A 24,428-nucleotide genomic window follows, 5' to 3' on the forward strand; every position below is an offset into this window, starting at 1 on the left:
TGGTTACTGACTGCAAAGTGAACAGTAACAGATTTACGAGATGATTTCACAGATGTAATCTACCTTATACCCCCTTAAGTAGTGTTATAGAAAAATCCCCCTGCCAGGAAAGCGTGGTTCCATGGCAGGGGGATTTTTAGGATTATTTATTGCGATTTACAGGTGATGTTCCGTGAATAATGTTATTGCAAACCGTACAATTATTTCATTCTGTTATTACAGGAATACATATTTCAGAACAAAGATAACGGCCAGTGCATACATAAGCGGGCTGATCTTTTTGTCTTTAGCTTTTCCAGTACAGACGTTGATAATAACATAAGAGATAACACCAAGTGCAATACCTTCGGAAATGCTATACAGGAACGGCATTGCAATGATTGCGATAAATGCCGGAATCGCTTCTGTAAGGTCGTCAAAGTCGATCTTGGTAACAGAGGTCAGCATAAGGAATCCAACCACGATCAGAGCCGGAGCTGTGGCGAAGGAAGGGATCGCCAGGAAGATCGGGGAAAGGAACAGGGAAAGTGCGAACAAAATAGCGGAAACAAGTGAAGTAAGACCTGTACGTCCGCCCTCTGCAACACCGGAAGCGCTCTCAACAAATGTGGTAACAGTAGAAGTACCGCACATAGCACCTACAGTAGTACCAACAGCATCGGAAAGAAGAGCACCTTTGATTTTTGGAAGCTTACCGTCTTTGTCCAGCATGTCTGCCTTGGAAGCAACACCGATCAGAGTTCCCAGAGTATCAAACATATCTACAAATAAGAATGCAAACATGATAACGATAAAGTCAAGTGAGAAAACTCCTGCGAAATCCATTTTCATAAAGGTAGGAGCCATACTCGGTACGGAAATTCCATTGGAAAAATCCGGGAGAAGACTGTAGAAACCTGCATCCGGATTTGGAACATAAAGTCCCACAAACTGACAGAGGATTCCAAGCGCCCATGTAATAAGGATGCCCCACAGGATACCGCCTTTTACATTCTTTACAAGAAGAATGCCGGTAACCAGTACGCCAATCAGGGCAAGAAGAACAGTGATTCCAAGATAATTGAAAGAACCATCTGACATGGAGCCCTTAAAGGAGAACATGCTTACCAGTGTGGAATCATTGTTTACAACGATCTTTGCATTCTGCAGACCAATAAATGCGATGAAAAGACCGATTCCAACAGAAACTGCGTGTTTCAGTGTCATAGGAATGGAGTTAAAAATTGCTTCACGTACATTGGTAAGGGAAAGCAGGATAAAGATGATACCTTCCACAAATACAGCAACCAGAGCCTGCTGCCAGGAATAACCCATGCCAAGAACTACGGTATATGCAAAGTATGCATTCAGTCCCATACCAGGTGCCAGGACAAACGGGTAATTGGATAACAGTGCCATCAGGCAGGTTGCAATGAAGGATGAAAGTGCAGTAGCAGTAAAGACTGCACCCCGGTCCATTCCGGCAGCGGAAAGGATGTTGGGATTGACAGCGAGGATGTAAGCCATGGTCATGAATGTGGTAATACCGGCCATGATTTCGGTCTTCACGTCAGTGTGGTTTTCCTTCAGGTGAAAAAGTTTTTCAAGGTTCATAAATGTACCCCCTTCTTTTTACGGCAGCTTGTGTGCCGTTTTTTATATTTTACAGGAATGTTTTGGATGTTGCTTTGCCACGCCCGCAACGCGGATTCCTGCAAATTTCAGGTAGTGAACATTTGACAGAGGATAGAGCTTCGAAAAAATCTCTGCAAAATGAATATTATCATTTCAGGGCTTGTCACATCTTTGTGTGTTTATTTATATATTTGGCTTTGTATTTAGAATATACAATTGTCTGATCTTTATACAGTCCATAATATCCGGAAGCCGCATAGCTGATAGAAACGGCGATCAGATAGAAGGACACTCCCTTAAAGCCAAACATTTCAAAGGCAATCAGAATAGAAGTAATCGGGCAGTTCGTCACACCACAGAAAACAGCCGCCATTCCGCAGGCTGCGCAAAGGGAGGGAGAAAGCCCTATCAGCTGTCCTGCCATGCATCCGAAAGTGGCGCCTACGCAGAAAGACGGAACGATTTCGCCTCCGCGAAAACCAGCCTTCATAGTCAGTGCGGTAAGGAGCATTTTCCAGAAGAAAGCCATATAATCGGTGTCTCCGGTCTCCACTGCTTTCTCAATAAGCTCAGCACCGGCTCCCATGTAATCCGTAGTTCCAAGAATCAGTGTAATAAAAATAACCAGAACGGCACCGGCCACTACCCGTGCATATTTATTAGAAAAAAACTGGCCGTAGAATCTGGCTGTCTCATTTAAAATAATACAGAAGACAATACTGATCACTGCACATCCAAGGGCTACAACGCCCATTTTCAGCCCTGTTTCCAGAGAAAGTGCAGGAATATTTACTACGTGAAAAGCTTCCGGCGTAACGCCCATACCAGCCGCAAAACGGGATGCGATCAAAGATGCGATCATACAGGGCATAAGAGCTGTATAATACATAACCCCTACACTGACCACTTCCAAGGAAAAAACAGCTGCAGCCATTGGTGTGCCAAATAGTGCAGAGAAAGCAGCACTCATACCACACATAACGATCACATGACGGTCTTCCTCATCAAGATGGATCCATCTGCCAAGAAGATTGGCAATGCTGCCACCAAGCTGAATAGCTGCACCCTCACGTCCTGCTGAACCACCGGCAAGATGTGTCAATGCAGTCGAAATAAAAATCAGCGGACCGGATCTCCAGGGCACATCATCCTGGGAACGGACTGTAGAAAGGACTTGATTCGTGCCGCCATCGTCTTTTCCGAATTTTTCATAAAGAAATACGATGCAAAGTCCGAACAGGGGCAAGAGAAAAAAGGTCCACAGATGTGCCTTGCGGTAACCGGTCACTGCCTTCAGCACAAAAGAAAATAAAGTACTGAAAGCTCCCGCTATACATCCTACCACCACTGCCAGAAGCAGCCACTTAAGCAGGTTCCCCATGTCACGTCTGATAGCTCCGGAGTAATAGCGAAATTTGTCCTCCGGAGTCTGCCTGTTGTCTTTTTCCATAGTATTTTCGTCCTCTCATGTATAGTTGTGACTTACTCCATTTTGTCACCTGAAATAATTGTTTGATATTACTGGAAAATTCCTTTTATAAATACGAATTTATGCGTATTTTCATTATACTATATACGCTCAGAAAAAGCGACAAAAATTTTTGAGAATTTCAAAAATTGTCTATAATTTTAAAGCAGATTGGAAAATGGAAACATAATTTATTATAAGTTTCTTTTTATCGGGGAAAATAATGGAAAAATCCTTTTATACCGGAAAAGGAATCGGTGTGTGTATTCTGGATACCGGGATTTATGAGCATATAGATTTTACTGGCAGGATCTGGGCTTTTTATGATTTCCTGGCTTTTAAAAGGTGGCCTTATGACGATAATGGACATGGCACCCATGTAGCCGGGCTGGTGGCAGGAGATGGCACTGCTTCCATGGGAAAATACAGAGGCGCAGCACCTGGCTGCGGAATCATTGCCCTGAAAGTGCTTGACCGTTATGGAAATGGAAGCCAGGATGACGTGCTTCGGGCTCTTCGGTGGATTCGGGAATACAGGCAGCAGTACAGGATCCGGGTGGTAAATATTTCTGTGGGAACTACCTGTAACTCAAAAAGAAACCATGCTAGGCTTCTGGAAAGTGTGGAGCAGCTGTGGGATGAAGGAGTGGTAGTGGTCACAGCTGCCGGAAACCAGGGACCAAGGCCGGGCAGTATCACAGCTCCGGGAAGCAGCAAAAAAGTGATCACAGTGGGCTCCAGCGATTTGTTGGAAGGGCGCAGTGCTATTTCAGGGAGAGGACCAACGGCGGAATGCGTGTGCAAGCCGGATATTGTGGCGCCTGGAAATAAGATCATGTCCTGCGTGCCTGGAAAACCTTATTCTTATGGTGTGAAAAGCGGCACCTCTATGTCTACGCCTCTGGTGACAGGTGCTATTGCTTGTGCTTTGGAAAAAAATCCTGCACTTACCAATACGGATATCAAAACTATGCTGATGAATAGCGCAGAGGATATGGGACTGCCTCAAAACCTGCAAGGGTGGGGGAAATTTAACCGCAGAAAGTTTCTGAAAATGTAAAAGCAGCCAATTGTGTGAAAAGGATTTCTGCTTAAGTGATTTGAAGAAATGTACGAAAAAGAATACACAAACTTTGATAAAGAATTATCACTTTACAGTATAAAAGCACTTGACGAAGCCGCTTTAAGTGAGTAAAATGGACAGCAAGAGTTCCAAGAGATGAGGAGGAAATATCTATGGAAAACAGACGTGTTTCTATGAATCGCCACACAAACCTGCTTCAGTTAGAGGAGCATATGTATCCGCTTGTGGATGTTGCAACTCCCAATGTATTCCGAAATCTTTTTCCATATTCTGAAGTACCGAAGATTGCATTCAACGACCGAGTCGTTCCACATCATATGCCAGATGATATCTGGATCACCGACACGACATTCCGTGATGGCCAGCAGTCCAGAGCACCATACAGCACTGAGCAGATCGTAAGGATTTATGATTACCTTCATAAGTTGGGCGGACCGGAAGGAAGGGTCCGTGCTTCTGAATTTTTCCTTTACAGCAAGAAAGACCGTGATGCTGTTGAGAAATGTATGGAGAGAGGCTATGAGTTCCCTGAGGTTACCAGCTGGATCCGTGCGAATAAGAAGGACTTCCAGCTTGTCCGCGATATGGGTATGAGAGAGACCGGTATCCTGGTAAGCTGTTCCGATTATCATATTTTTTATAAGATGAAAATGACACGTAAACAGGCGATGGAGCATTATTTAAGTATTGTAAAAGAATGTCTGGAAATCGGTGTTTCTGTCCGTTGCCATCTTGAAGACATTACACGAGCTGATATTTATGGCTATGTTATCCCATTCTGCCTTGAGCTGATGAAGCTTCGCCAGCAGTACGGCATTCCGGTTAAGGTTCGCTGCTGTGATACCATGGGCTACGGCGTTAACTATCCTGGTGCCGTGATTCCTCGTTCTGTACCTGGTATTATTTATGGTATTATGGTTCATGCAGGCGTTCCCTCTGAACTGATCGAGTGGCATGGACATAACGACTTCTATAAGGCAGTCAGCAACTCCACAACAGCATGGCTGTATGGTGCGTGTGGTGTTAATACTTCTTTGTTTGGTATCGGCGAGCGTACCGGAAATACACCTCTTGAGGCAATGGTATTTGAATATGCACAACTTCGCGGAAACCTTGGAGGTATGGATACAACTGTTATCACAGAGCTTGCTGAGTACTATGAGAAAGAGATTGGCTACCACATACCGGAAAGAACTCCTTTCGTTGGAAAGAACTTCAATGTAACAAGAGCTGGTATCCATGCCGACGGACTTCTGAAAAATGAGGAAATCTATAACGTATTTGATACCGAGAAATTCCTGAACCGCCCGGTTGAGGTTGCCGTTTCCAATACATCCGGAGCTGCCGGAATCGCACACTGGATCGACAGCCATTATCGGCTGAAGGGTGACCAGAAGGTTGATAAGAACAGTGAGCTTGTAAAGATGATCAAGTCCTGGGTTGACCAGCAGTATGAGGAAGGCCGTGTTACTGTGCTTTGCGATGCAGAACTGGAAGCAATTGTAGCAGAGACTTGCCAGAGACTTGGAATTACGTTAAAATAGGGTTGCTGCGGACACAGTTCACAGTTACCACAAAATATATACTAGGAGGTAATAATGGGTAAAATTCAAATGCAGACCCCTCTTGTTGAGATGGACGGGGACGAGATGACCAGAATTCTGTGGCAGTTGATCAAGGATGAGCTTCTTCTTCCTTTTATTGATCTGAAGACAGAATACTATGATCTTGGACTGGAATACAGAAATGAGACTGATGACCAGGTAACTATAGATGCAGCGGAAGCCACCAAGAAATACGGAGTTGCTGTTAAATGTGCCACCATTACCCCGAATAAAGCCAGAATGTCTGAGTACAATCTGAAGAAAATGTACAAAAGCCCTAACGGAACTATTCGTGCAATCCTGGATGGAACTGTTTTTCGTGCTCCCATTGTGGTAAAGGGAATCGAGCCATGTGTGAAGAACTGGAAGAAACCTATCACCATTGCCCGTCATGCTTACGGCGATGTATATAAGAATGCCGAGATGTACATTGATAAACCAGGAGATGCTATGCTGGTATTCAAAGGAGAAGACGGCGAGGAGAGAACGGAGCTGATCCATCACTTTGATACTCCAGGCGTGATCCAGGGTGTTCATAACCTGGACAAATCCATTACCAGCTTTGCAAGATGCTGCTTTAATTATGCCTTAGATACGAAACAGGATCTGTGGTTTGGCGGCAAAGATACCATTTCCAAAACATACGATGGCAAATTTAAAGAAATTTTCCATAATATTTATGAAGCTGAGTTTAAGGAAAAATTTGAGGCCGCAGGCATTACTTTCTTCTATAGTCTGATCGATGATGTAGTAGCCCGTGTAATGAAAGCAGAAGGTGGATTTATCTGGGGCTGTAAGAACTATGACGGGGATGTTATGAGTGACATGATTTCCTCTGCATTTGGTTCTCTGGCAATGATGACTTCTGTACTGGTTTCTCCGGATGGATATTATGAGTATGAGGCAGCTCACGGAACTGTACAGAGACATTACTATCGTCATCTGAAAGGAGAGGAGACCTCTACCAACTCTGTAGCAACAATCTTCGCCTGGACCGGTGCTCTGAGAAAAAGAGGTGAGTTGGATCAGAATCAGGAGCTTATAGAGTTCGCAGATAAACTGGAGAAAGCAACCCTTTCCACTATCGAAGGCGGACAGATGACCAAAGACCTGGCACTGATTACTTCTTTAAAAGATGTAAAAGTCCTTAACAGCCGCGAGTTTATTCTTGCAATCAGAGAGAAGCTTGAGGCCATGTAATAAAACAGACAGCTTTAATAAGTTGTTTAAAGTAAAAATGTTAATATTGTTATAAAAAACAGGAACGGTTTCGGATATTTATATTCGAAATTCGTTCCTGTTTTTGAAATAAATATGAAATGTAAGGCTCAAAAGAGCAGGTTACTGGTAATTTATGCCAGCTCCTCCCATTTCTCATAAAGCCCTTCCAGTTCTTCTGCTATAGCAGCTTTTTCCCGGCTGAGCTTCGTGCATTCTGCCACATTCGTACAGATATCTGGCAGAACCATGGTTTCATCAATTTCTTTATCCCTTGTTTCCAGTTCTTCAATCCGTGCTTCCACTTTCTTCAGCTCATTTTCCCGTTTTCTCTTCAGAGCCTGTTCCTCTTTCTGCTGCTGCCAGGTGAGTTTGGTTTCAGAGACGTTTTCCTTAACTTCCTGAGCGGCGGTCTCCTGAACAGGAGCATAAATCCGGGTCATCTCCTCCTTCTTTTCCAGGTAGTAATCATAATCACCGATATAATTGACAATGGCCTGGTTGGTCAGATCCATAATGCGGGTAGCAGTCTGGTTAATAAAATAACGGTCATGGGAAACGTAGAGGACAGTTCCTGTGTAGCTGTTCAGTGCTTCCTCCAGAATCTCCTTGGATGCAATATCCAGATGGTTGGTAGGCTCATCCAGTATCAGGAAGTTGGCTTCTGAGAGCATCAGCTTCGCCAGGGAAACACGGCCACGTTCACCACCAGAGAGAGAGGAGATCAGCTTAAACACATCATCTCCTGTAAAAAGAAAAGCAGCCAGCATATTGCGGATTTCAGTCTCAGTGAGAGTCGGATATGTGTCTGATATCTCCTGGAAAATAGTTTTCTCCATATGCAGAACATGATGCTCCTGGTCATAATAACCGATCTGAACCTTGGAGCCAAGGGCAAACCGTCCGGTGTCAGCTGCTACGATTCCATTAAGAATTTTCAAAATTGTAGTCTTGCCAGTGCCGTTGTTTCCAATAAGAGCCACACGCTCTCCGCGCTTGATCTCAAAATTAATATCTGTAAATAAGGTCTGTCCTGGGAAAGCCTTGGAAAGTCCTTCTACAGTAAGTACATCATTTCCACTGATAAAACGTGGTTCCAGGGAAATACGCATCTGGTTATCAATTTCAATTGGTTTCTCAATGCGCTGGATTTTGTCCAGCATTTTTACACGGCTCTCAGCACGCTTAATGGATTTCTCGCGGTTAAAGGAGCGGAGCTTGGAGATAACAGCCTCCTGATGTTTGATCTCTCTTTGCTGGTTCAGGTAAGCCTTGTACTGGGCGTCACGCAGCTGCGCTTTTTTCAGGGCATAAGCGGAATAGTTGCCTTCGTACATTCTCATCTGGGCAGCCTCGATCTCCACGATCTTGGTAACTACCTTGTCCAGAAAATAACGGTCATGAGAAACGATAAATACAGCGCCCGGGTAGTTGAGAAGATAGGTCTCAAGCCATGCAATGCTCTCCATATCCAGATGGTTGGTAGGCTCGTCCAGAAGGAGAATATCCGGTTTGGAAATCAGAAGCTTGCCAAGTGCAACCCGGGTTTTCTGACCTCCGGAAAGGTTCTCAATCTGTTTGCCGTAGTCTTCTTCTTCAAATCCAAGACCTTTTAAAACACCTACGATTTCACTTTTATAAGCGTAGCCGTTTTCCAGCTCAAACTGGTGAGTCAGGCGGGTGTAGCTGTTCATCAGGCTCTCAAGTTTGTCTCCTGCTACGTATTTCATTTCCTGCTCCAGAGAACGGATCTTGTCCTCCATATCCAAAATGTACTGCTTGGTGGTCATCAGTTCTTCGTAAATGGTGTGATGACCGTGGATATCCTGGTACTGGGCCAGATAACCGATCTTCTTATCCTTGGCAATGACCACCTGACCGGAATCCGCGGAAATCTCCTCCATGATAATACGAAGAAGAGTTGTTTTCCCCGCACCGTTATTGCCGATGAGAGCGGCCTTTTCCCGTTCTTCTATGTGAAAAGAAGCATCCTGCAGGATCACCTTTTCCCCAAAAGATTTGCAGATGCTCTGACATGATAAAATCATAAGTTCCTCCTTAAAAAGGCGGTTCTGTATACACAGAAACAGCATTATTAGAATGTTCAATAGTATATTATACTTGAAAAATTTATTTTTTGAAAGAATAATTGTCAAATCACAAAAAAATTTGCAAAAATTTGTAATTCTGCACAACTTTAATTGACAAGAAAATAACATTTCGGTATAATTGACATAGTGTTACGCGGGCTGCCGTTTACAGGTAATGTTCCGCGATGCGTTTTTAGCGGAAAAATACAGGCAGCGGAAACAAGGAGGGGAACATTTTGGATGCAAAAGAGATCTCAAAGGCGGTAATTAAGAGATTGCCAAGATATTATCGCTATCTGGGGGAGCTGATGGAAGAGAAGGTGGAACGTATATCTTCCAACGACCTGAGTAAAAAAATGCATGTGACTGCTTCACAGATCCGACAGGACTTAAATAATTTTGGCGGTTTTGGACAGCAGGGATATGGATATAATGTAGAATATCTTTATACAGAAATTGGTAAAATACTGGGTTTGGACACCATTCATCCCATGATCATCCTGGGCGCAGGTAATCTGGGACAGGCACTTGCCAATTATGGAGACTTCGAAAAACGTGGCTTCCGTCTGGTTGGAATTTTTGATATAAACCCGGTTCTGGAGGGGATTTCTGTTCGCGGGATTGAGATTCGGATGATCAACAGTCTCCCGGAATTTATCAGGGAGAATCAGGTGGAGATTGCTATTTTAACCCTGCCGAAGAATAAGGCCAAGGAGATGGCGAAGGTTCTTATTGACAATGGAATCAAGGCAATCTGGAATTTTGCCCATACAGATCTTGACGCCCCGGAGGATGTGATCGTGGAGAATGTTCATCTGTCCGAGAGCCTGATGGCTCTGTCTTACAACTTAAGCCAGTATCGTAACGAACATAAAGAAAACAAAGAATAAAAGTCAAAGAGGACTGCTGCTTGTCTCGCTGAAGGATTTACAGGAGACCGGGCGGCAGTTTTGCATTAGGAGTGGTCTTATGAAAAAAGTTGTAACCTGCAGTCAGATGAAGCTGCTTGACCATGGCACCATTCATAATATGCATGTTCCCTCTCTGGTTCTCATGGAGAGGGCAGCACTTGCCACAGCAGAAGAGATCCGGAAATATCTGGAAAAGAAAAACGGTTCTGGAAATTTGAAAAAAGAACGGATTCTGACCGTCTGCGGATCTGGCAATAACGGAGGTGACGGCATTGCCATTGCAAGACTTCTGCATCTGGCAGGGATCCGTTCTGAGATTTATCTTGCAGGAAATCCGGATAAAATGACAGAAGAAACCCGACACCAGTGGGACATTGCCATGAGCTACCAGGTACCGGTAATGAATAACCCTGTATGGGATGAATATACTGTTATAGTAGACGGAATTTTCGGCGTTGGACTCTCCAGGGAGATTACCGGGAATTACAAAGAGATAATTGACCATATGAATGAAGCTCCTGCATATAAAGCAGCGGTGGATATTCCGTCTGGCATTCATGGAGATACGGGAGCTGTTCTTGGAACTGCTTTTGAGGCAGATCTTACCGTAACATTTGCGTATAAAAAACGTGGGCTTTGTCTATATCCGGGAAGAGCTTATGCTGGCAGAACTGTGGTGGCGGATATTGGAATTTATGACCGGGACCGTGATGGCAGTGAGCTTGCAAGCAAGGCTGCCTGGCATATAGAAAAATCTGATATGAAAACTCTTCCGGCAAGAAAACCATGGGGAAATAAAGGAACATTTGGCAAGGTTCTTCTTGTGGCGGGTTCGAAGGGAATGTGCGGAGCAGCCTGTCTGAGTGCCAGTGCAGCACTTCATGGAGGTGCCGGGATGGTGAAGATCCAGACTGTGGAAGAGAACCGGATTCCTTTACAGAGCCTTTTGCCTGAGGCAATGCTGACCAGCGAATTTGATGAGGAAGCCAATAAGAAAAATTTAAACTGGTGTGATGTGCTGGTGATCGGTCCAGGACTTGGAACAGAAGGCTCAGGAAAGGAAAGAATGCTTTGGTTCCTGGAAAACGGAGCAAAAGCAGGAAAACCTGTTATACTGGATGCAGATGGTCTGAATATTCTGGCAATGCATCCACAATGGATGAAATTCATAGGGGAACAGACCATTCTCACACCCCACATGGGCGAGATGAGCCGTCTTTGCGGCTTGAATGTATCAGAACTAAAGGAAGACCCTGTAGCCCGTGCTTATCAGTATGCAGAGAAAAGTGGCGGTGTTCTGGTACTGAAAGACGCATGTACAGTAGTGACTGACCGGAATGAAAAGCTGTATCTGAATCTTTCTGGTAATTCGGGAATGGCCACAGCAGGAAGCGGAGATGTGCTTTCCGGTATTATCGCATCTGTTCTCTGCATGTATTTAAGCTGTGAGGAAGAACAGGAACTTTCCTATAAAGCTGCCATGGCGGTGTATATTCACGGTCTTTGCGGTGATATTGCCAGAGAGAAAAAAGGATCTCACGGCATGACGGCGAAGGATATGATCGAAGCCCTGCCGGAAGTTTTGAAACTGGCAGAAGTTCAGAGTAAAGGATGAGAATTGTGACGTACATTTTGCAGAACGCCTTTTGAGGCATGCTCTGATAAATTTAGAAAATCGAGGAAAATGTTATGGAAAAATACAGCAGAATCAAAGCATTGATTTCTCTTGATGCAATCAGATATAATTTTGAACAGATGAAGAAGAACATAAAAGAGGGAACAAAGATCATCGCAGTGATCAAAGCGGATGCATATGGTCACGGTGCAGTACCTATTGCGAGAATGCTTGAGGAATTTGATTATATATGGGGATTTGCTGCGGCTACAGCCCAGGAGGCATTACAGCTTCGAAAAGCCGGGATCACAAGACCGATTCTGATCCTGGGACTGGTATTTGAAGAATATTATAAGAAACTTGCTGAAAATGATGTGCGCATGGCCGTCTGTGATTATGAGACTGCCAGGAAATTTAACAAAGCTGCTGAAGCAGCGGGCAAAAAAGGTCTGATCCATCTGGCTGCGGATACAGGCATGACCAGGATCGGATTTAAGGACAGCGAAGAGAGTCTGGAGGAAATCCGCAGAATTGCAGCTCTTCCCAATGTGGAAATTGAAGGTTTATTCACTCACTTTGCAAGAGCAGATGAATACGACCGTACCCCGGCAATGGTTCAGCTGAAACGATATCTTGATTTTTCGGATCTTCTGGAAAAAAATGGAATCCATATTCCACTGCATCATTGTTCCAATAGTGCCGGAATAATCCGTGTACCGGAAGCCAACCTGAACATTGTCCGTGCCGGAATTACCATTTATGGAATTTATCCCTCTGAGGAAGTGGAAAAAGACATTGTAATGCTGAAACCTGTAATGTCCCTAAAGAGTCATGTTTCCTACGTGAAAGATGTGGAGCCGGGGGTCCAGGTAAGCTACGGTGGAACCTACACGACAGATCATGTTACAAAGATGGCGACGATTCCTGTTGGATATGCAGATGGATACCCAAGAATGCTTTCTAATAAAGGCTGGGTTCTGATTCATGGAAAAAAAGCGCCGATCTGTGGCAGAGTCTGTATGGATCAGTTTATGGTAGATGTGACAGAAATCCCGGATGTAAAGACAGGGGATGAAGTGACACTGCTTGGAAAAGATGGGGATGAGGTTATCAGTGCAGATACACTGGGAGATCTGTCCGGCCGTTTTTCTTATGAATTTGTATGTAATATCAGCAAACGTGTGCCAAGAATCTATATCCGCGATGGGAAAGAGTGCGGCGAGCTGACATATTTTGACTGAGCATACCCAGACAAATTGTGACGCGTATCCTTTGGAAAGCCTTTTGCAGGTATGCGTCAGGTAAGAACAATATAGACGGAAAGGGTTCCGTTACCGGCTTTTATAAGAACCCGTAACGAATTACGGGAAAAATACCACACATGTATACACATGAAAAAAGTTGGAAATACTTATTTTCAGAAAAGTAAAAGTAAAACGGAGTGTGAATTGTGTGGTAATTAAAAGAGGGGATATTTTTTATGCGGATCTTCGGCCCGTGGTGGGAAGCGAGCAGGGAGGTATCCGACCGGTACTTATTATTCAGAATGATGTAGGCAACAGACATAGTCCTACCGTGATCTGCGCAGCGATTACATCCAAAATGAACAAGGCGAAGCTGCCCACCCATATTGAGATTGATGCATCGGCCTATGGAATTGAAAAAGATTCTGTAATTTTGTTAGAACAGCTTCGCACCATTGACAAGAGAAGATTAAAAGATAAAGTATGTCACCTGGACGGTCCTATGCTTGACAAGGTGAACCATGCTCTTGAAATCAGCCTGGAGCTTACATTCTCTTGACGAAAAGAAACTTTAGTGATATAGTTGTAAAGTCTCAGCGGCATTGACTGCCGCAATTGCACATTCGTGCTGCTGTGGAATAAGGAAGCAGCAGTATGTTTTCGTTACTGCGAAGGTAATAAGCAGTAACGCTGTCTAGGAGGAACAAAGGTTTAATATATGGAATCTGGCAGTAGTATGCCCCTGGCGGGCTTTGTCATTTTATTATTGCTTTTGTGGCTGAATGGTATTTTTTATGGATTTTCAGCTGCAGTGCACAATCTGAGCGAAAACGAAGTGGAGAAACGGGCGCAGGAAGGAGATAAGAAAGCAGTCTTTCTTCTTTCCCTGATCAACAATCCTGTTTCATTTGTCAATGCGATTCCGCTGATTGTTATGGCTTCCGGAGTCTGTTTCGGAGCATTTATCGTTCCATGGGCTACCGAGACCTTTCATCCCTACATAAAGCATTTGGCTGCATTGATCCTGGTGCTTGCACTGGTGATCATTCTGCTTGCGTCTCTTGGTATTCTTACATTCAGGAGAATCGGAACCTATCACCCGGAGAAATATGCATATCGGTATATGAAGATTGTGGGATTTTTTACCAGGATCCTGTATCCTTTTACTATGTGCGTAACCTTTATTGCCAAGCTGGCAGCAAGGCCATTTGGTGTTGCTTTTAATCAGTCAGAGGATCCGGTGACGGAGGAAGAGATCATTTCCATTGTAGATGAAGCCCATGAGCAGGGTGTCATTGAGGAAAACGAAGCAGAGATGATCCAGAATATCATGGAGTTTACGGACACTGAAGCCAAGGACATTATGACGCATCGCAAGAATGTGATCGCATTTGATGAGGAGGACAATCTTCAGACCATTGTGGATACCATGCTTGAGGAAGGAAATTCCCGTTATCCTGTATTTAGAGAGACGATAGATAATATAGTAGGAATTATTCATTATAAAGATGCTTTGAAATTTCTCACCAGGAATTCCTGGGCGAAGTTCAAACCCCTTAAGGATCTGCCGGGATTGATCAGAGAAGCTTCTTTTATTCCGGAGACAAGGGGAATCAGTGATCTTTTCAAATCCATGCAGATGAAGAAAATTCATATGGCAGTGGTAGTGGACGAGTATGGACAGACTTCAGGAATTGTCTCAATGGAAGATATTCTGGAGGAAATCGTAGGAGATATTCTGGATGAATACGATGAAGACGACAGTACGTTCCGGACGCAGAAGGATAACAGTGTGATCATTGACGCACTGGCGTATCTGGAAGATGTAGCGGAAGAGCTTGGAATTGATTTCGGTAAAGTGGAATTTGAGACCTTAAATGGTTATCTGACGAATCTTCTTGGACATATTCCCACAGAAGATGATCTGGATAAAGAAATTGTTGTAAACGGCTACCGTTTCAGAATTCTTTCCCTTGGCAACAAAACCATCGGAAAGGTGCGGGCCGAAAAGATAAAAAAAGAACCAAAAGGAGAGGATAAGAAATGTCAGGACATTCAAAATTCGCAAACATAAAGCACAAGAAAGAAAAAAATGATGCTAAAAAAGGAAAAATCTTTACCATCATCGGTCGTGAGATCGTAATGGCTGTTAAAGCAGGTGGTCCGGATCCGAACAACAATGGTAAGCTTCGTGACGTTATTGCAAAGGCAAAGGCAAACAACATGCCAAACGATACCATTGAGCGTGGTATTAAGAAAGCAGCCGGTGCTGATTCCGCAGACAGTTATGAGAAAGCTGTATACGAAGGATATGGTCCGAATGGTGTTGCCATCATCGTTGAGACTCTGACTGATAACAAGAACCGTACAGCCAGCAACGTAAGAAACGCTTTTACAAAGGGTAACGGAAGCATTGGAACCCAGGGCTGTGTATCCTATATGTTCGATCAGAAGGGTCAGATCATCATCGACAAGGAAGAGTGCGAGATGGACGCTGACGAACTGATGATGACCGCTCTTGATGCAGGTGCTGAGGATTTCAACGAAGAAGAGGACAGCTATGAAGTTCTCACTGCTCCGGATGATTTAGGTGCAGTACGCGAGGCTCTTGAGGCCGCAGGTGTTCCGCTTCTTGAGGCACAGGTTGCCATGATCCCGCAGACAACTGTTGAACTGACAGATGAGAAATCCCTTAAGGATATCCAGAGAATCCTTGATCTTCTGGATGATGACGACGATGTAACAGATGTATGGCATAACTGGGACGAATAATTTAATCAGATTTGCAGATACTACCTCCATACGATTGTGTGGAGGTATTTTTTATGCAGCAAAGAGAGGATAATGAAGCAGAAAGTGAAAAAAAAGAATCTGTAGAAAAAGAAGAACAGCAAAATAAGCAGATCCGTGATATGGGACAGGTTATTTTAAATGAGAATTCCAATAAATACAAAGTGGAACTTCTGACGATCATCGGTGAGGTAGAGGGGCACGAATCGGCGCCGTCTCACAGCAAAACTACCAAATATGAGCATGTTTTGCCAAAGCTTGCCATGATCGAGGATGACAAGTCTGTGGACGGGCTTCTGGTTTTGCTTAATACTGTGGGCGGTGACGTGGAAGCTGGTCTTGCCATTGCAGAGATGATCGCCTCTTTAAGCGTGCCCACAGTGTCCCTAGTACTTGGAGGCGGTCACTCCATTGGTGTTCCCATGGCTGTATCTGCAGATTATTCTTTTGTAGTTCCCAGTGCCACCATGGTGATCCACCCTGTTCGCACAAATGGCATGTTTATTGGCGTCGCCCAGTCCTACCGCAACATGGAGAAAATCCAGGACCGGATCACCACCTTCATTTCCAGTCACACTCACATGTCCCAGGAAAGACTGGAAGAACTAATGCTGGACACTACGCAGCTGGTAAAAGATGTGGGAACTATGTTAGAAGGTCCGGAGGCAGTGAAAGAAGGTCTAATCGATGAAGTTGGAGGAATGAAAGAAGCTCTTGGGAAATTATATGATTTAATTGGGAAAGAGAAAAGCAAATCCCCTGAAAAATGAAAAATTATACATTTTTTGGAAAAAATATAAGAAAAACAGGAGAATTTTATTTTACTAACCTGTCTTTTTGTGCTATAGTGTTATAGGATATGACCGACACAAGTGTCCATACAGCGGACATATACATGAAGTGACGGTTAAATATAGGTTACTGCCCGCGGAGTGAGCAGCAACAAATATAGTACTTCAGGAGGGAACTATGTATAAGATACTCAACGCAGAGAAACTTTCTGCAAATGTTTTTCTTATGGATGTGGAAGCTCCTCGTGTGGCTAAGCATTGTCTGCCTGGCCAGTTCGTCATCGTGAAAATGGACGAAGTAGGAGAGAGAATTCCGCTTACAATCTGCGACTATGATGCAGAGAAAGGTACTGTAACAATCGTTTTCCAGCCGGCTGGTGCTTCAACAACCAGAATGGCCCAGCTGAAAGCAGGCGATTACTTCGAAGATTTTGTTGGACCTCTGGGACAGCCATCTGAGCTTTGCCATGAAGATCTCGAAGAGCTTAAGAAGAAAAAAATCGTTTTCGTAGCAGGTGGTGTTGGTACAGCTCCTGTATATCCTCAGGTGAAATGGCTTCACGAGCATGGCATTACCGCTGATGCGATCGTTGGTGCCAAGACAAAGGATCTCCTTATTCTTGAGGACAAGATGAAAGAAGTATGTAATCTGTATGTTACTACAGATGATGGTTCTTATGTACGTAAAGGTATGGGTACAGATGTACTTCGTGACCTTGTGCAGAATCAGGGCAAAGAGTATGATCTCTGCGTTGCAATCGGACCGATGATCATGATGAAATTTGTCTGCCTGTTAACAAAAGAACTGAACATTCCTACAGTTGTCAGCATGAACCCGATCATGGTAGACGGAACCGGTATGTGCGGAGCCTGTCGTTTAATGGTTGGCGGCGAAGTGAAATTTGCCTGCGTAGACGGACCGGAATTTGATGGACATAAAGTTGATTTCGACCTTGCCATGAAGAGACAGCAGATGTATAAGACCGAAGAGGGACGTGCTCTTCTGAAGCTTCAGGAAGGCGATACCCATCACGGCGGATGCGGACATTGTGGAGGTGACAAATAATGGCAGATGTATTAAAGAAAGTACCAGTCAGAGAGCAGGCTCCTAAGGTTCGTGCTACTAACTTTGAAGAGGTTTGCCTTGGTTACAATAAAGAAGAGGCAATGGAAGAAGCAAACAGATGCCTTGGCTGTAAGAAAGCAAAATGTATGGAAGGATGCCCGGTATCTATCAATATCCCAGGCTTCGTTCATGAAGTAAAAGAAGGAAACTTTGAAAAAGCTTACCAGATCATCGGTGAGTCCAGTGCTCTTCCGGCTGTTTGCGGACGTGTATGTCCTCAGGAGACACAGTGCGAGGGTAAATGTATCCGCGGTCTGAAAGGGGAAGCTGTTTCCATTGGTAAACTGGAGCGTTTCGTTGCTGACTGGGCGAAGGAGAATGGTATCAAACCAGTTCCGGCTGCACAGAAGAACGGACATAAAGTTGCAGTGATCGGTTCCGGTCCTTCCGGACTTACCTGCGCCGGAGATCTTGCAAAGATGGGTTACGATGTAACAATCTTCGAGGCACTTCACAAAGCTGGTGGAGTTCTTGTTTATGGTATTCCGGAATTCCGTCTTCCAAAAGACAAAGTAGTTGCAGCAGAGGTTGAGAACGTAAAATCTCTGGGTGTTAAGATTGAGACCAACGTTATCATTGGTAAATCCGTAACAATCGACGAGCTTCTTAAAGATGAGGGCTTTGAGGCTGTATTTATCGGATCCGGTGCCGGACTTCCTATGTTCATGGGAATCCCGGGTGAGCAGGCTAACGGTGTATTCTCCGCTAACGAGTACCTGACACGTAACAACCTTATGAAAGCATTCCGTGAGGATTATGATACTCCGATCGCACATGGCAAGAAGGTTGCTGTTGTTGGTGGTGGTAACGTTGCTATGGACGCTGCAAGAACTGCACTTCGTCTTGGCGCAGAGGTACATATTATTTATCGTCGATCAGAAGCAGAGCTTCCTGCACGTAAAGAGGAAGTTCATCACGCAAAAGAAGAGGGCGTACAGTTTGATCTTCTCTGCAATCCTGTTGAGATCCTTACAGATGACAAAGACTGGGTAACCGGTATTAAATGTATCCGTATGGAGCTTGGCGAGCCGGACGCTTCCGGAAGAAGACGCCCTGTTGAGATTCCTGGTTCTGAGTTTACCATCGACGTTGATACTGTTATCATGTCCCTTGGTACAAGCCCGAACCCGCTGATTTCTTCTACAACCATCGGTCTTGATGTAAACAAGAGAAAATGTATCATTGCTGACGAAGAGTTTGGTAAGACTTCAAAAGAAGGCGTATATGCTGGTGGAGATGCTGTTACAGGTGCTGCCACTGTTATCCTTGCTATGGGAGCAGGTAAAGCAGGTGCACGCGGCATCGATGAGTATATTAAGAGCAAATATGCAAAATAAAAGCTGCTGGCCTCAAAATGGACAGTAACAAATATATGCACCTTTTTTCTGAGAAGTAAGAAGGTATGAGTTCCCTGTCTGGGATTTCGGTTTGAAATCTCAGGCAGGGTTTTTTCTATATATTATAGCGTGTTTGAAAAATCATTCCTGCAATCTGCAGACAAAACAGTCGTTCGATTAAAGTTGTATCTTTGCCTGCTTTGTGGTATAATAAGTACGCTTGACGGGTTTTCGCGGCCCGTCTTATCCCAAAGAAAAGGAAATATTGAATATGTCAGTTTTACAGGCGATTTTATTAGGAATTGTTCAGGGAATCACGGAGTTTCTTCCTGTGAGCAGTTTCGGACATCTGGCAGCCATAGAAAATGCAATGGGAATTACACGAAACACTGCAGTCCTTTTTGAAGTGCTTCTTCACATAGGCACGATGGTGGCAGTTTTTTTTGCATTCCATGAGGATCTTCGCCGGATCGGAGAGGAGCTTCTGGGCATGATCATGGATATAATCGGGAATGTAAATATCTATTTTCACAACAGGAAAACCGGTGAGAATCTCCACTATGCCAGAGTGGTGCACGGAACATACCGTAAATTTACAGCGATTATGGCTGTATCATTTATTCCCACAGCATTGCTTGGATACATTTGCAGAAGACTGGTGACAAGAGCGGCGATTTCCCCGCTTCTTCCAGGAGCATGTATCCTTGTGACAGGAGTGTTTCTTCTTGTGACAGACCTCAGTAATATCGGTGGAATCAAGACACCGAAAGATGTGACTTATGACAATGCCATGTGGATTGGAATTTGTCAGGGGATTTCCGTATTTCCAGGTATATCCAGATGTGGAATGACGATTTGTGCAGGCTTATTATGCGGTTTCAGCAGGAAATTTGCAGTGAAATATTCTTATCTTATCAGCATTCCGGCAGTTCTGGGCTCTCTTTTTCTGGAGCTTGGACAGTTTACCACGCCAAAGATGAGTGTGTCTCTTGGATTTACCTATGTCTTTGGTATGATCGTGGCGGGAGTAGTTGGATATTTTATGATACGCAATCTGCTCCGCATTTTGCAGCATGCGAAACTGCGCTATTTCGCATTTTACTGTTTTGTGGCAGGAGCCATAGCGCTTATTAGCAATTTTGCATAACTGTCCGGCAGGAAAGCTTACAGAAACACGGATCGGTTACAAATTTGCCTGATGAAGGGGGAACTTTTTAATGGCAGCGTCTAATACGCCGAAGAAATCAACAACCAAACGTGGTACATCCGCGAAGAAAAAATCTTCCGCACGTACCCAGTCTAAAAAGAATACAGCAGGAAAGCAGTCAATATCCAGCGGCTTTCAGACGGAAATCATACTTCTGGTGCTGATGGCGGCAGCAATCATTCTTATGGTAAGTTGTGTCGGACTTGGTGGAAATGTCGGAGGAAGCATCAGCAAGGTACTCATGGGAGTAATGGGACTGATGGCTTATATTTTTCCCGTTGTACTTTTTATTATGGCAGCATTTCTGATCTCCAATAAGGGAAATGTGCTTGCTTATAAAAAAACAGCCGCCGCCGCAGTTCTGTTTCTGATCTGCTGTGGACTGGCGCAGCTTTTTACAGAAGGCTATACAGAGAGTACAACTCTTGCAGAATATTACAGGATCAGTTCTGAGTATCGTACTGGTGGCGGAGCCATTGGAGGCGCAATCTGTATTTCTGCAATCTCCGCATTTGGAACCATCGGTGCTTATGTGATCATTGTACTTGTGATCCTGGTATGTTTGATCCTGATCACGCAGCATTCTTTCCTGGGATTTTTGTATAAGGTTTATGATAAGATCCTGGAAGCTGTGAAGGGGCAGCAGGCGCTCTATCAGGAGGGAGCACCGGAGCGTCAGCTGAAGAAGCAGCTGAAAGTCCAGCAGCGCCAGCTGGCAGCCCAGGAGCGCCGTGAGAAAAGGATGCAGGAGCTGGAAGCTGCACTTGCCGAAGAAGGGATTGCTTCAGATATGGTGGAAGAACCATCCCGTTTTGAGAAAAAGGCAGCCAAACAGAAAGGGAAAAAGGCTTCCAGGACAGCTGGAAATGATTCCAGGGCAAATTCCCGGATGAGAATGCGTGGAAATAACCAGACCCGGGGCAGAAGAGGAGAAAACCTGGATTCTACAAGCTTTCTTGCAGGGACAGATTTATTTGAAGATAGAAATTCCGAGGAAAGCGGGGAATCTGTGGATCAGGAATTTCCTTTAAATCCAGAGAATGCCATGAATCCGGGAGATGCAGGATCACTGGAGAATATGACTACAGTGAATGGAGAATTTTCCGAGAGTGCTTCTGCTCAGAATCTTCCGATTAATACAGGAAAGTATGTGGATATCAGTGAGTATCGGGTCCAGGATGATGATCTGTCAATTGATGACAGAGAATCACAGGAGGAAACACAGCTGCAGTTTGCAATTCACCGTTCTGAGCCAGAGCAGTCAGACGAGCCAGATCTGAATACGAGCGCCTCCTCTGGACAAGATGATCCTGTACCGTCATATTCTATGGAAAAGGATACCACGGAAGAGGACGGTACTGTCTATATGAAAAATCCAGTTAGCAGTGACCAACCAGCTGAGGCAGAGGAAGAAGAAAACAGTTATGATGGAGTGGATTTTAATGAAGCTATGGCTACCATGCAGAATGCAGTTGCTTTGACGAGAGATACTTCTGGCGCAGCAGGTGGTGCTGCCCATGGATCTCCGGCAACTTCTGGCTTCCACTTTTCTGAAGCTTCTGACGAAATGGCAGCGGGGAATGGAGTTTCGGATGAAACTACTTCCCGTCAGTCGGCGAAGAATCCTAAGTCTTCCAGGCAGGAGATTGCCAACGGAATTGTAAATATCCAGCATGAGATCAAAACCCAGGAAGCGGCGGTGAAAAAGGAATATCAGTATCCGCCTGTGAATCTTCTGAAACGTGGAAATGGGAAATCCCAGGGAGACTCTGATTCCCATCTTCGAAAGACAGCTCAGAAATTACAGGAAATCCTGTATAATTTCGGAGTAAATGCCAAGGTTACAAACGTAAGCTGCGGACCTACAGTTACCAGGTATGAGCTGCAGCCGGAAATGGGTGTAAAGGTAAGCAAGATCGTAGGTCTCTCTGATGATATCAAGCTGAATCTTGCCGCGCCGGATATCCGTATCGAAGCTCCGATCCCGGGTAAAGCAGCTGTAGGTATCGAGGTACCAAATAAAGAACACAGTGCGGTTATGCTCCGTGATCTGATCCAGAGCCCGGAGTTTATGAATGCCAAATCCAAGCTGGCTTTTGCTGCTGGTAAAGATATTGAGGGTAAGACGATCGTGGCAGATATTGCCAAGATGCCCCATCTTCTGATCGCAGGTTCCACCGGATCCGGTAAATCTGTTTGTATCAATACACTTATTATCAGTATTTTATATAAAGCCAAGCCGGACGAGGTCAAGCTGATCATGATTGACCCGAAAGTGGTAGAGCTTAGTGTTTATAATGGTATTCCGCATCTGTTCATTCCAGTTGTCACAGATCCGAAGAAAGCTGCCGGAGCTCTGAACTGGGCAGTAAATGAGATGAGTAACCGTTACAATACTTTTGCAGAGTATGGGGTACGAAATCTGGAAGAGTTTAACCGCAAGATTGAGAAGATGAAGTTCCCGGAGGGAGAGCAGCGCCCTGAGAAAATGTGTCAGATCGTCATTATCGTAGATGAGCTTGCAGACCTTATGATGGTTGCACCAGGGGATGTGGAGGACGCTATTTGTCGTCTGGCCCAGCTGGCCCGTGCTGCAGGCATCCATCTGGTTATTGCTACCCAGAGACCGTCTGTCAATGTTATTACCGGTCTTATTAAAGCGAACATGCCGTCACGTATTGCCTTTGCAGTTACTTCCGGTGTGGATTCCAGAACCATTCTGGATATGAACGGCGCAGAGAAGCTTCTTGGTAAAGGAGATATGCTGTTTTATCCGCAGGGCTACCAGAAGCCTGCCAGACTGCAGGGAGCCTTTGTTTCAGATGACGAAGTCAGCAATATTGTGGATTTCCTTGCAGATAAAAATCCACGGACAGATTACGACAATAAGATTGAACAGCAGATGAACAATGCGGTTCTTACAGCTGGCGGAAGCTCCGGCGGCAATGAGCGGGATGTCTATTTCGAGCAGGCGGGTAAGTTCATTATTGAGAAGGAAAAGGCTTCCATCGGTATGCTGCAGAGAATGTATAAGATTGGATTTAACCGCGCAGCCCGTATTATGGACCAGCTGTGCGATGCAGGGGTTGTAGGACCGGAAGAGGGCACCAAGCCACGTAAGGTACTTATGTCTATGGAGGAATTCCAGTCATATGTGGAAGAACATTTATAGGAAATTAATTCATGTTATGAAAATTTGTATATGAATAATAGCACAGAGCCTGTCTAAATACGTTTAAAATAAACTATGAGGACGGATTATCAGAAGTATGAATTGGAGTAATAGTTAAGAAAATATAATACATGTAAAGGAGACAATAGAAATGGTAAAACATATGGTAATGTGGTCATTTAAAGAAGAGATTCCTGAGGAGAAGAAGCCTGAATTAAAAGCACAGATCAAAGAACATCTTGAAGGTCTGGTTGGTGTTGTGCCAGGGCTCATTAAGGCAGAGGTTGTTACAGACCTTCTTCCATCCAGCACACGTGATTTGTGCCTGATCACTGAGCTGGAGAGCGCTGAGGCACTGGCTGCCTATGCAGTAAATCCGAATCATGTTCATGTTGCGGACACTTACGTAAGACCAAATGTATGCGACCGTGTAGCAATGGACTTTGAGGTGTAAATGGAAATTCGTATTATCACAGTTGGAAAAATTAAAGAGAAATACCTGAATGACGGAATTGCAGAGTACGCCAAGCGCCTTGGCCGCTACTGTAAGTTGAATTTTATCCAGGTGCCAGATGAGAAGACTCCGGATAAAGCTTCCGATGCGCTGAACCGTCAGATCAAAGAGACGGAGGGCAATCGGCTTCTTAGCCATATTCGCGATACAGATTATGTGATTGCACTTGCTATAGAGGGTAAAATGCTGGATTCTGTAGAGCTTTCTGACCTGATTGCCAGATTAGGCGTTCAGGGAAAAAGCAGCATTGCCTTTGTGATCGGAGGATCACTTGGGCTTTCTGATGCTGTTTTGAAACGGGCAGATTATAAGCTCAGTTTTTCAAGAATGACGTTTCCGCATCAATTGATGCAGATGATTCTGTTGGAACAAATTTACAGGGGATATCGGATTATGAATCATGAGCCTTATCATAAATAATGAGATTTCATTTTTGTAAAGTTCCATAAATGATAATTACAGACACAAGAACTCCCAGATGTTAGAGCATGTTCGAGGCAGCTAACATCCGGGAGTTTATTAGTTTACACGAGCAATCAGTCAAAACCTAAAGCCGACGTTTGTGTAAGTTTCTGGTGATTGCTGCCATAACGCGCAAAACGTGTGGTGTACGGTTTGTTAAAGCTTGCAATATATTTGAAGA

At 44.4% G+C, this 24,428-nt stretch carries 19 protein-coding genes; 16 read left to right on the forward strand and 3 right to left on the reverse strand.

Annotation, left to right across the window (positions count from 1 at the left end):
- Positions 1-216 precede the first annotated feature (216 nt).
- Both ACESTK_RS13390 and ACESTK_RS13395 read right to left on the reverse strand, forming a co-directional pair.
- On the reverse strand, positions 217-1,593 hold the full coding sequence (locus tag ACESTK_RS13390; protein ID WP_173773234.1) for an NCS2 family permease: 1,377 nt from the start codon (positions 1,591-1,593) through the stop codon (positions 217-219).
- Between the two features lie 184 nt (positions 1,594-1,777).
- Positions 1,778-3,064, reverse strand: a complete 1,287-nt coding sequence (locus ACESTK_RS13395) for a chloride channel protein (RefSeq protein WP_270413842.1) — start codon at positions 3,062-3,064, stop codon at positions 1,778-1,780.
- A gap of 241 nt (positions 3,065-3,305) precedes the next feature.
- Between ACESTK_RS13395 and ACESTK_RS13400 the strand changes: the two genes are divergently transcribed.
- The 3 genes from ACESTK_RS13400 to ACESTK_RS13410 all read left to right on the forward strand — a co-directional run bounded on the left by ACESTK_RS13400 (position 3,306) and on the right by ACESTK_RS13410 (position 6,970).
- Entirely contained in the window at positions 3,306-4,142 is an 837-nt protein-coding gene (locus ACESTK_RS13400) for a S8 family peptidase (RefSeq protein WP_204452194.1), read from the forward strand.
- A 197-nt stretch (positions 4,143-4,339) separates the two neighbouring features.
- Positions 4,340-5,710, forward strand: coding sequence for a 2-isopropylmalate synthase (locus tag ACESTK_RS13405; RefSeq protein WP_373119996.1), 1,371 nt, complete (start codon positions 4,340-4,342; stop codon positions 5,708-5,710).
- A 54-nt stretch (positions 5,711-5,764) separates the two neighbouring features.
- Positions 5,765-6,970: an NADP-dependent isocitrate dehydrogenase gene (locus tag ACESTK_RS13410; protein ID WP_118578408.1), complete on the forward strand. Its 1,206-nt coding sequence runs from the start codon at positions 5,765-5,767 to the stop codon at positions 6,968-6,970.
- 152 nt (positions 6,971-7,122) lie between these two features.
- On the opposite strand, the gene ACESTK_RS13415 is transcribed toward ACESTK_RS13410, so the two are convergent.
- Positions 7,123-9,036, reverse strand: coding sequence for an ABC-F family ATP-binding cassette domain-containing protein (locus ACESTK_RS13415; RefSeq protein WP_373119976.1), 1,914 nt, complete (start codon positions 9,034-9,036; stop codon positions 7,123-7,125).
- Positions 9,037-9,314: 278 nt separating this feature from the next.
- Here ACESTK_RS13415 and ACESTK_RS13420 point away from each other — a divergent pair, with 278 nt between their 5' ends.
- The 13 genes from ACESTK_RS13420 to rlmH all read left to right on the forward strand — a co-directional run bounded on the left by ACESTK_RS13420 (position 9,315) and on the right by rlmH (position 24,205).
- Entirely contained in the window at positions 9,315-9,968 is a 654-nt protein-coding gene (locus ACESTK_RS13420) for a redox-sensing transcriptional repressor Rex (protein WP_173715574.1), read from the forward strand.
- Positions 9,969-10,047: 79 nt separating this feature from the next.
- Positions 10,048-11,604 (forward strand): NAD(P)H-hydrate dehydratase, encoded by a 1,557-nt coding sequence (locus ACESTK_RS13425; protein WP_195590191.1) that lies wholly within the window; start codon positions 10,048-10,050, stop codon positions 11,602-11,604.
- A gap of 74 nt (positions 11,605-11,678) precedes the next feature.
- Positions 11,679-12,845, forward strand: coding sequence for an alanine racemase (alr, locus tag ACESTK_RS13430; protein WP_373119978.1), 1,167 nt, complete (start codon positions 11,679-11,681; stop codon positions 12,843-12,845).
- A 211-nt stretch (positions 12,846-13,056) separates the two neighbouring features.
- Positions 13,057-13,407, forward strand: a complete 351-nt coding sequence (locus ACESTK_RS13435; protein ID WP_021926628.1) for a type II toxin-antitoxin system PemK/MazF family toxin — start codon at positions 13,057-13,059, stop codon at positions 13,405-13,407.
- A 159-nt stretch (positions 13,408-13,566) separates the two neighbouring features.
- Positions 13,567-14,922 (forward strand): hemolysin family protein, encoded by a 1,356-nt coding sequence (locus tag ACESTK_RS13440; RefSeq protein ID WP_173715577.1) that lies wholly within the window; start codon positions 13,567-13,569, stop codon positions 14,920-14,922.
- Entirely contained in the window at positions 14,892-15,620 is a 729-nt protein-coding gene (locus ACESTK_RS13445; protein ID WP_118578401.1) for a YebC/PmpR family DNA-binding transcriptional regulator, read from the forward strand. The genes ACESTK_RS13440 and ACESTK_RS13445 overlap by 31 nt, the downstream gene beginning before the upstream one ends.
- A 53-nt stretch (positions 15,621-15,673) precedes the next feature.
- Positions 15,674-16,408, forward strand: a complete 735-nt coding sequence (locus ACESTK_RS13450) for a ClpP family protease (protein WP_118578400.1) — start codon at positions 15,674-15,676, stop codon at positions 16,406-16,408.
- Positions 16,409-16,607: 199 nt separating this feature from the next.
- The gene (locus tag ACESTK_RS13455) at positions 16,608-17,495 is read left to right on the forward strand and encodes a sulfide/dihydroorotate dehydrogenase-like FAD/NAD-binding protein (protein ID WP_118578399.1); all 888 of its coding nucleotides are present in this window, start codon (positions 16,608-16,610) and stop codon (positions 17,493-17,495) included.
- A complete protein-coding gene (gene gltA, locus ACESTK_RS13460; RefSeq protein WP_148462574.1) occupies positions 17,495-18,892 on the forward strand; it encodes an NADPH-dependent glutamate synthase in 1,398 nt (465 codons plus the stop codon). The genes ACESTK_RS13455 and gltA overlap by 1 nt, the downstream gene beginning before the upstream one ends.
- A 271-nt stretch (positions 18,893-19,163) precedes the next feature.
- Complete coding sequence (locus ACESTK_RS13465; protein ID WP_118578397.1) at positions 19,164-20,039, forward strand: undecaprenyl-diphosphate phosphatase; 876 nt, start codon at positions 19,164-19,166, stop codon at positions 20,037-20,039.
- 70 nt (positions 20,040-20,109) lie between these two features.
- Positions 20,110-23,271 carry a DNA translocase FtsK 4TM domain-containing protein gene (locus ACESTK_RS13470; RefSeq protein ID WP_373119980.1) on the forward strand — a complete coding sequence of 1,054 codons (3,162 nt, stop codon included), beginning with the start codon at positions 20,110-20,112 and terminating at the stop codon, positions 23,269-23,271.
- Positions 23,272-23,422: 151 nt separating this feature from the next.
- The gene (locus ACESTK_RS13475; protein ID WP_118578395.1) at positions 23,423-23,725 is read left to right on the forward strand and encodes a Dabb family protein; all 303 of its coding nucleotides are present in this window, start codon (positions 23,423-23,425) and stop codon (positions 23,723-23,725) included.
- Positions 23,726-24,205, forward strand: coding sequence for a 23S rRNA (pseudouridine(1915)-N(3))-methyltransferase RlmH (gene rlmH / locus ACESTK_RS13480; RefSeq protein WP_118578394.1), 480 nt, complete (start codon positions 23,726-23,728; stop codon positions 24,203-24,205). It begins immediately after the preceding gene.
- Positions 24,206-24,428: the final 223 nt, after the last annotated feature.

The organism is Ruminococcus sp. Marseille-P328, from assembly GCF_964249465.1.
In the GTDB taxonomy this organism is placed as follows: domain Bacteria; phylum Bacillota; class Clostridia; order Lachnospirales; family Lachnospiraceae; genus Blautia_A; species Blautia_A faecis.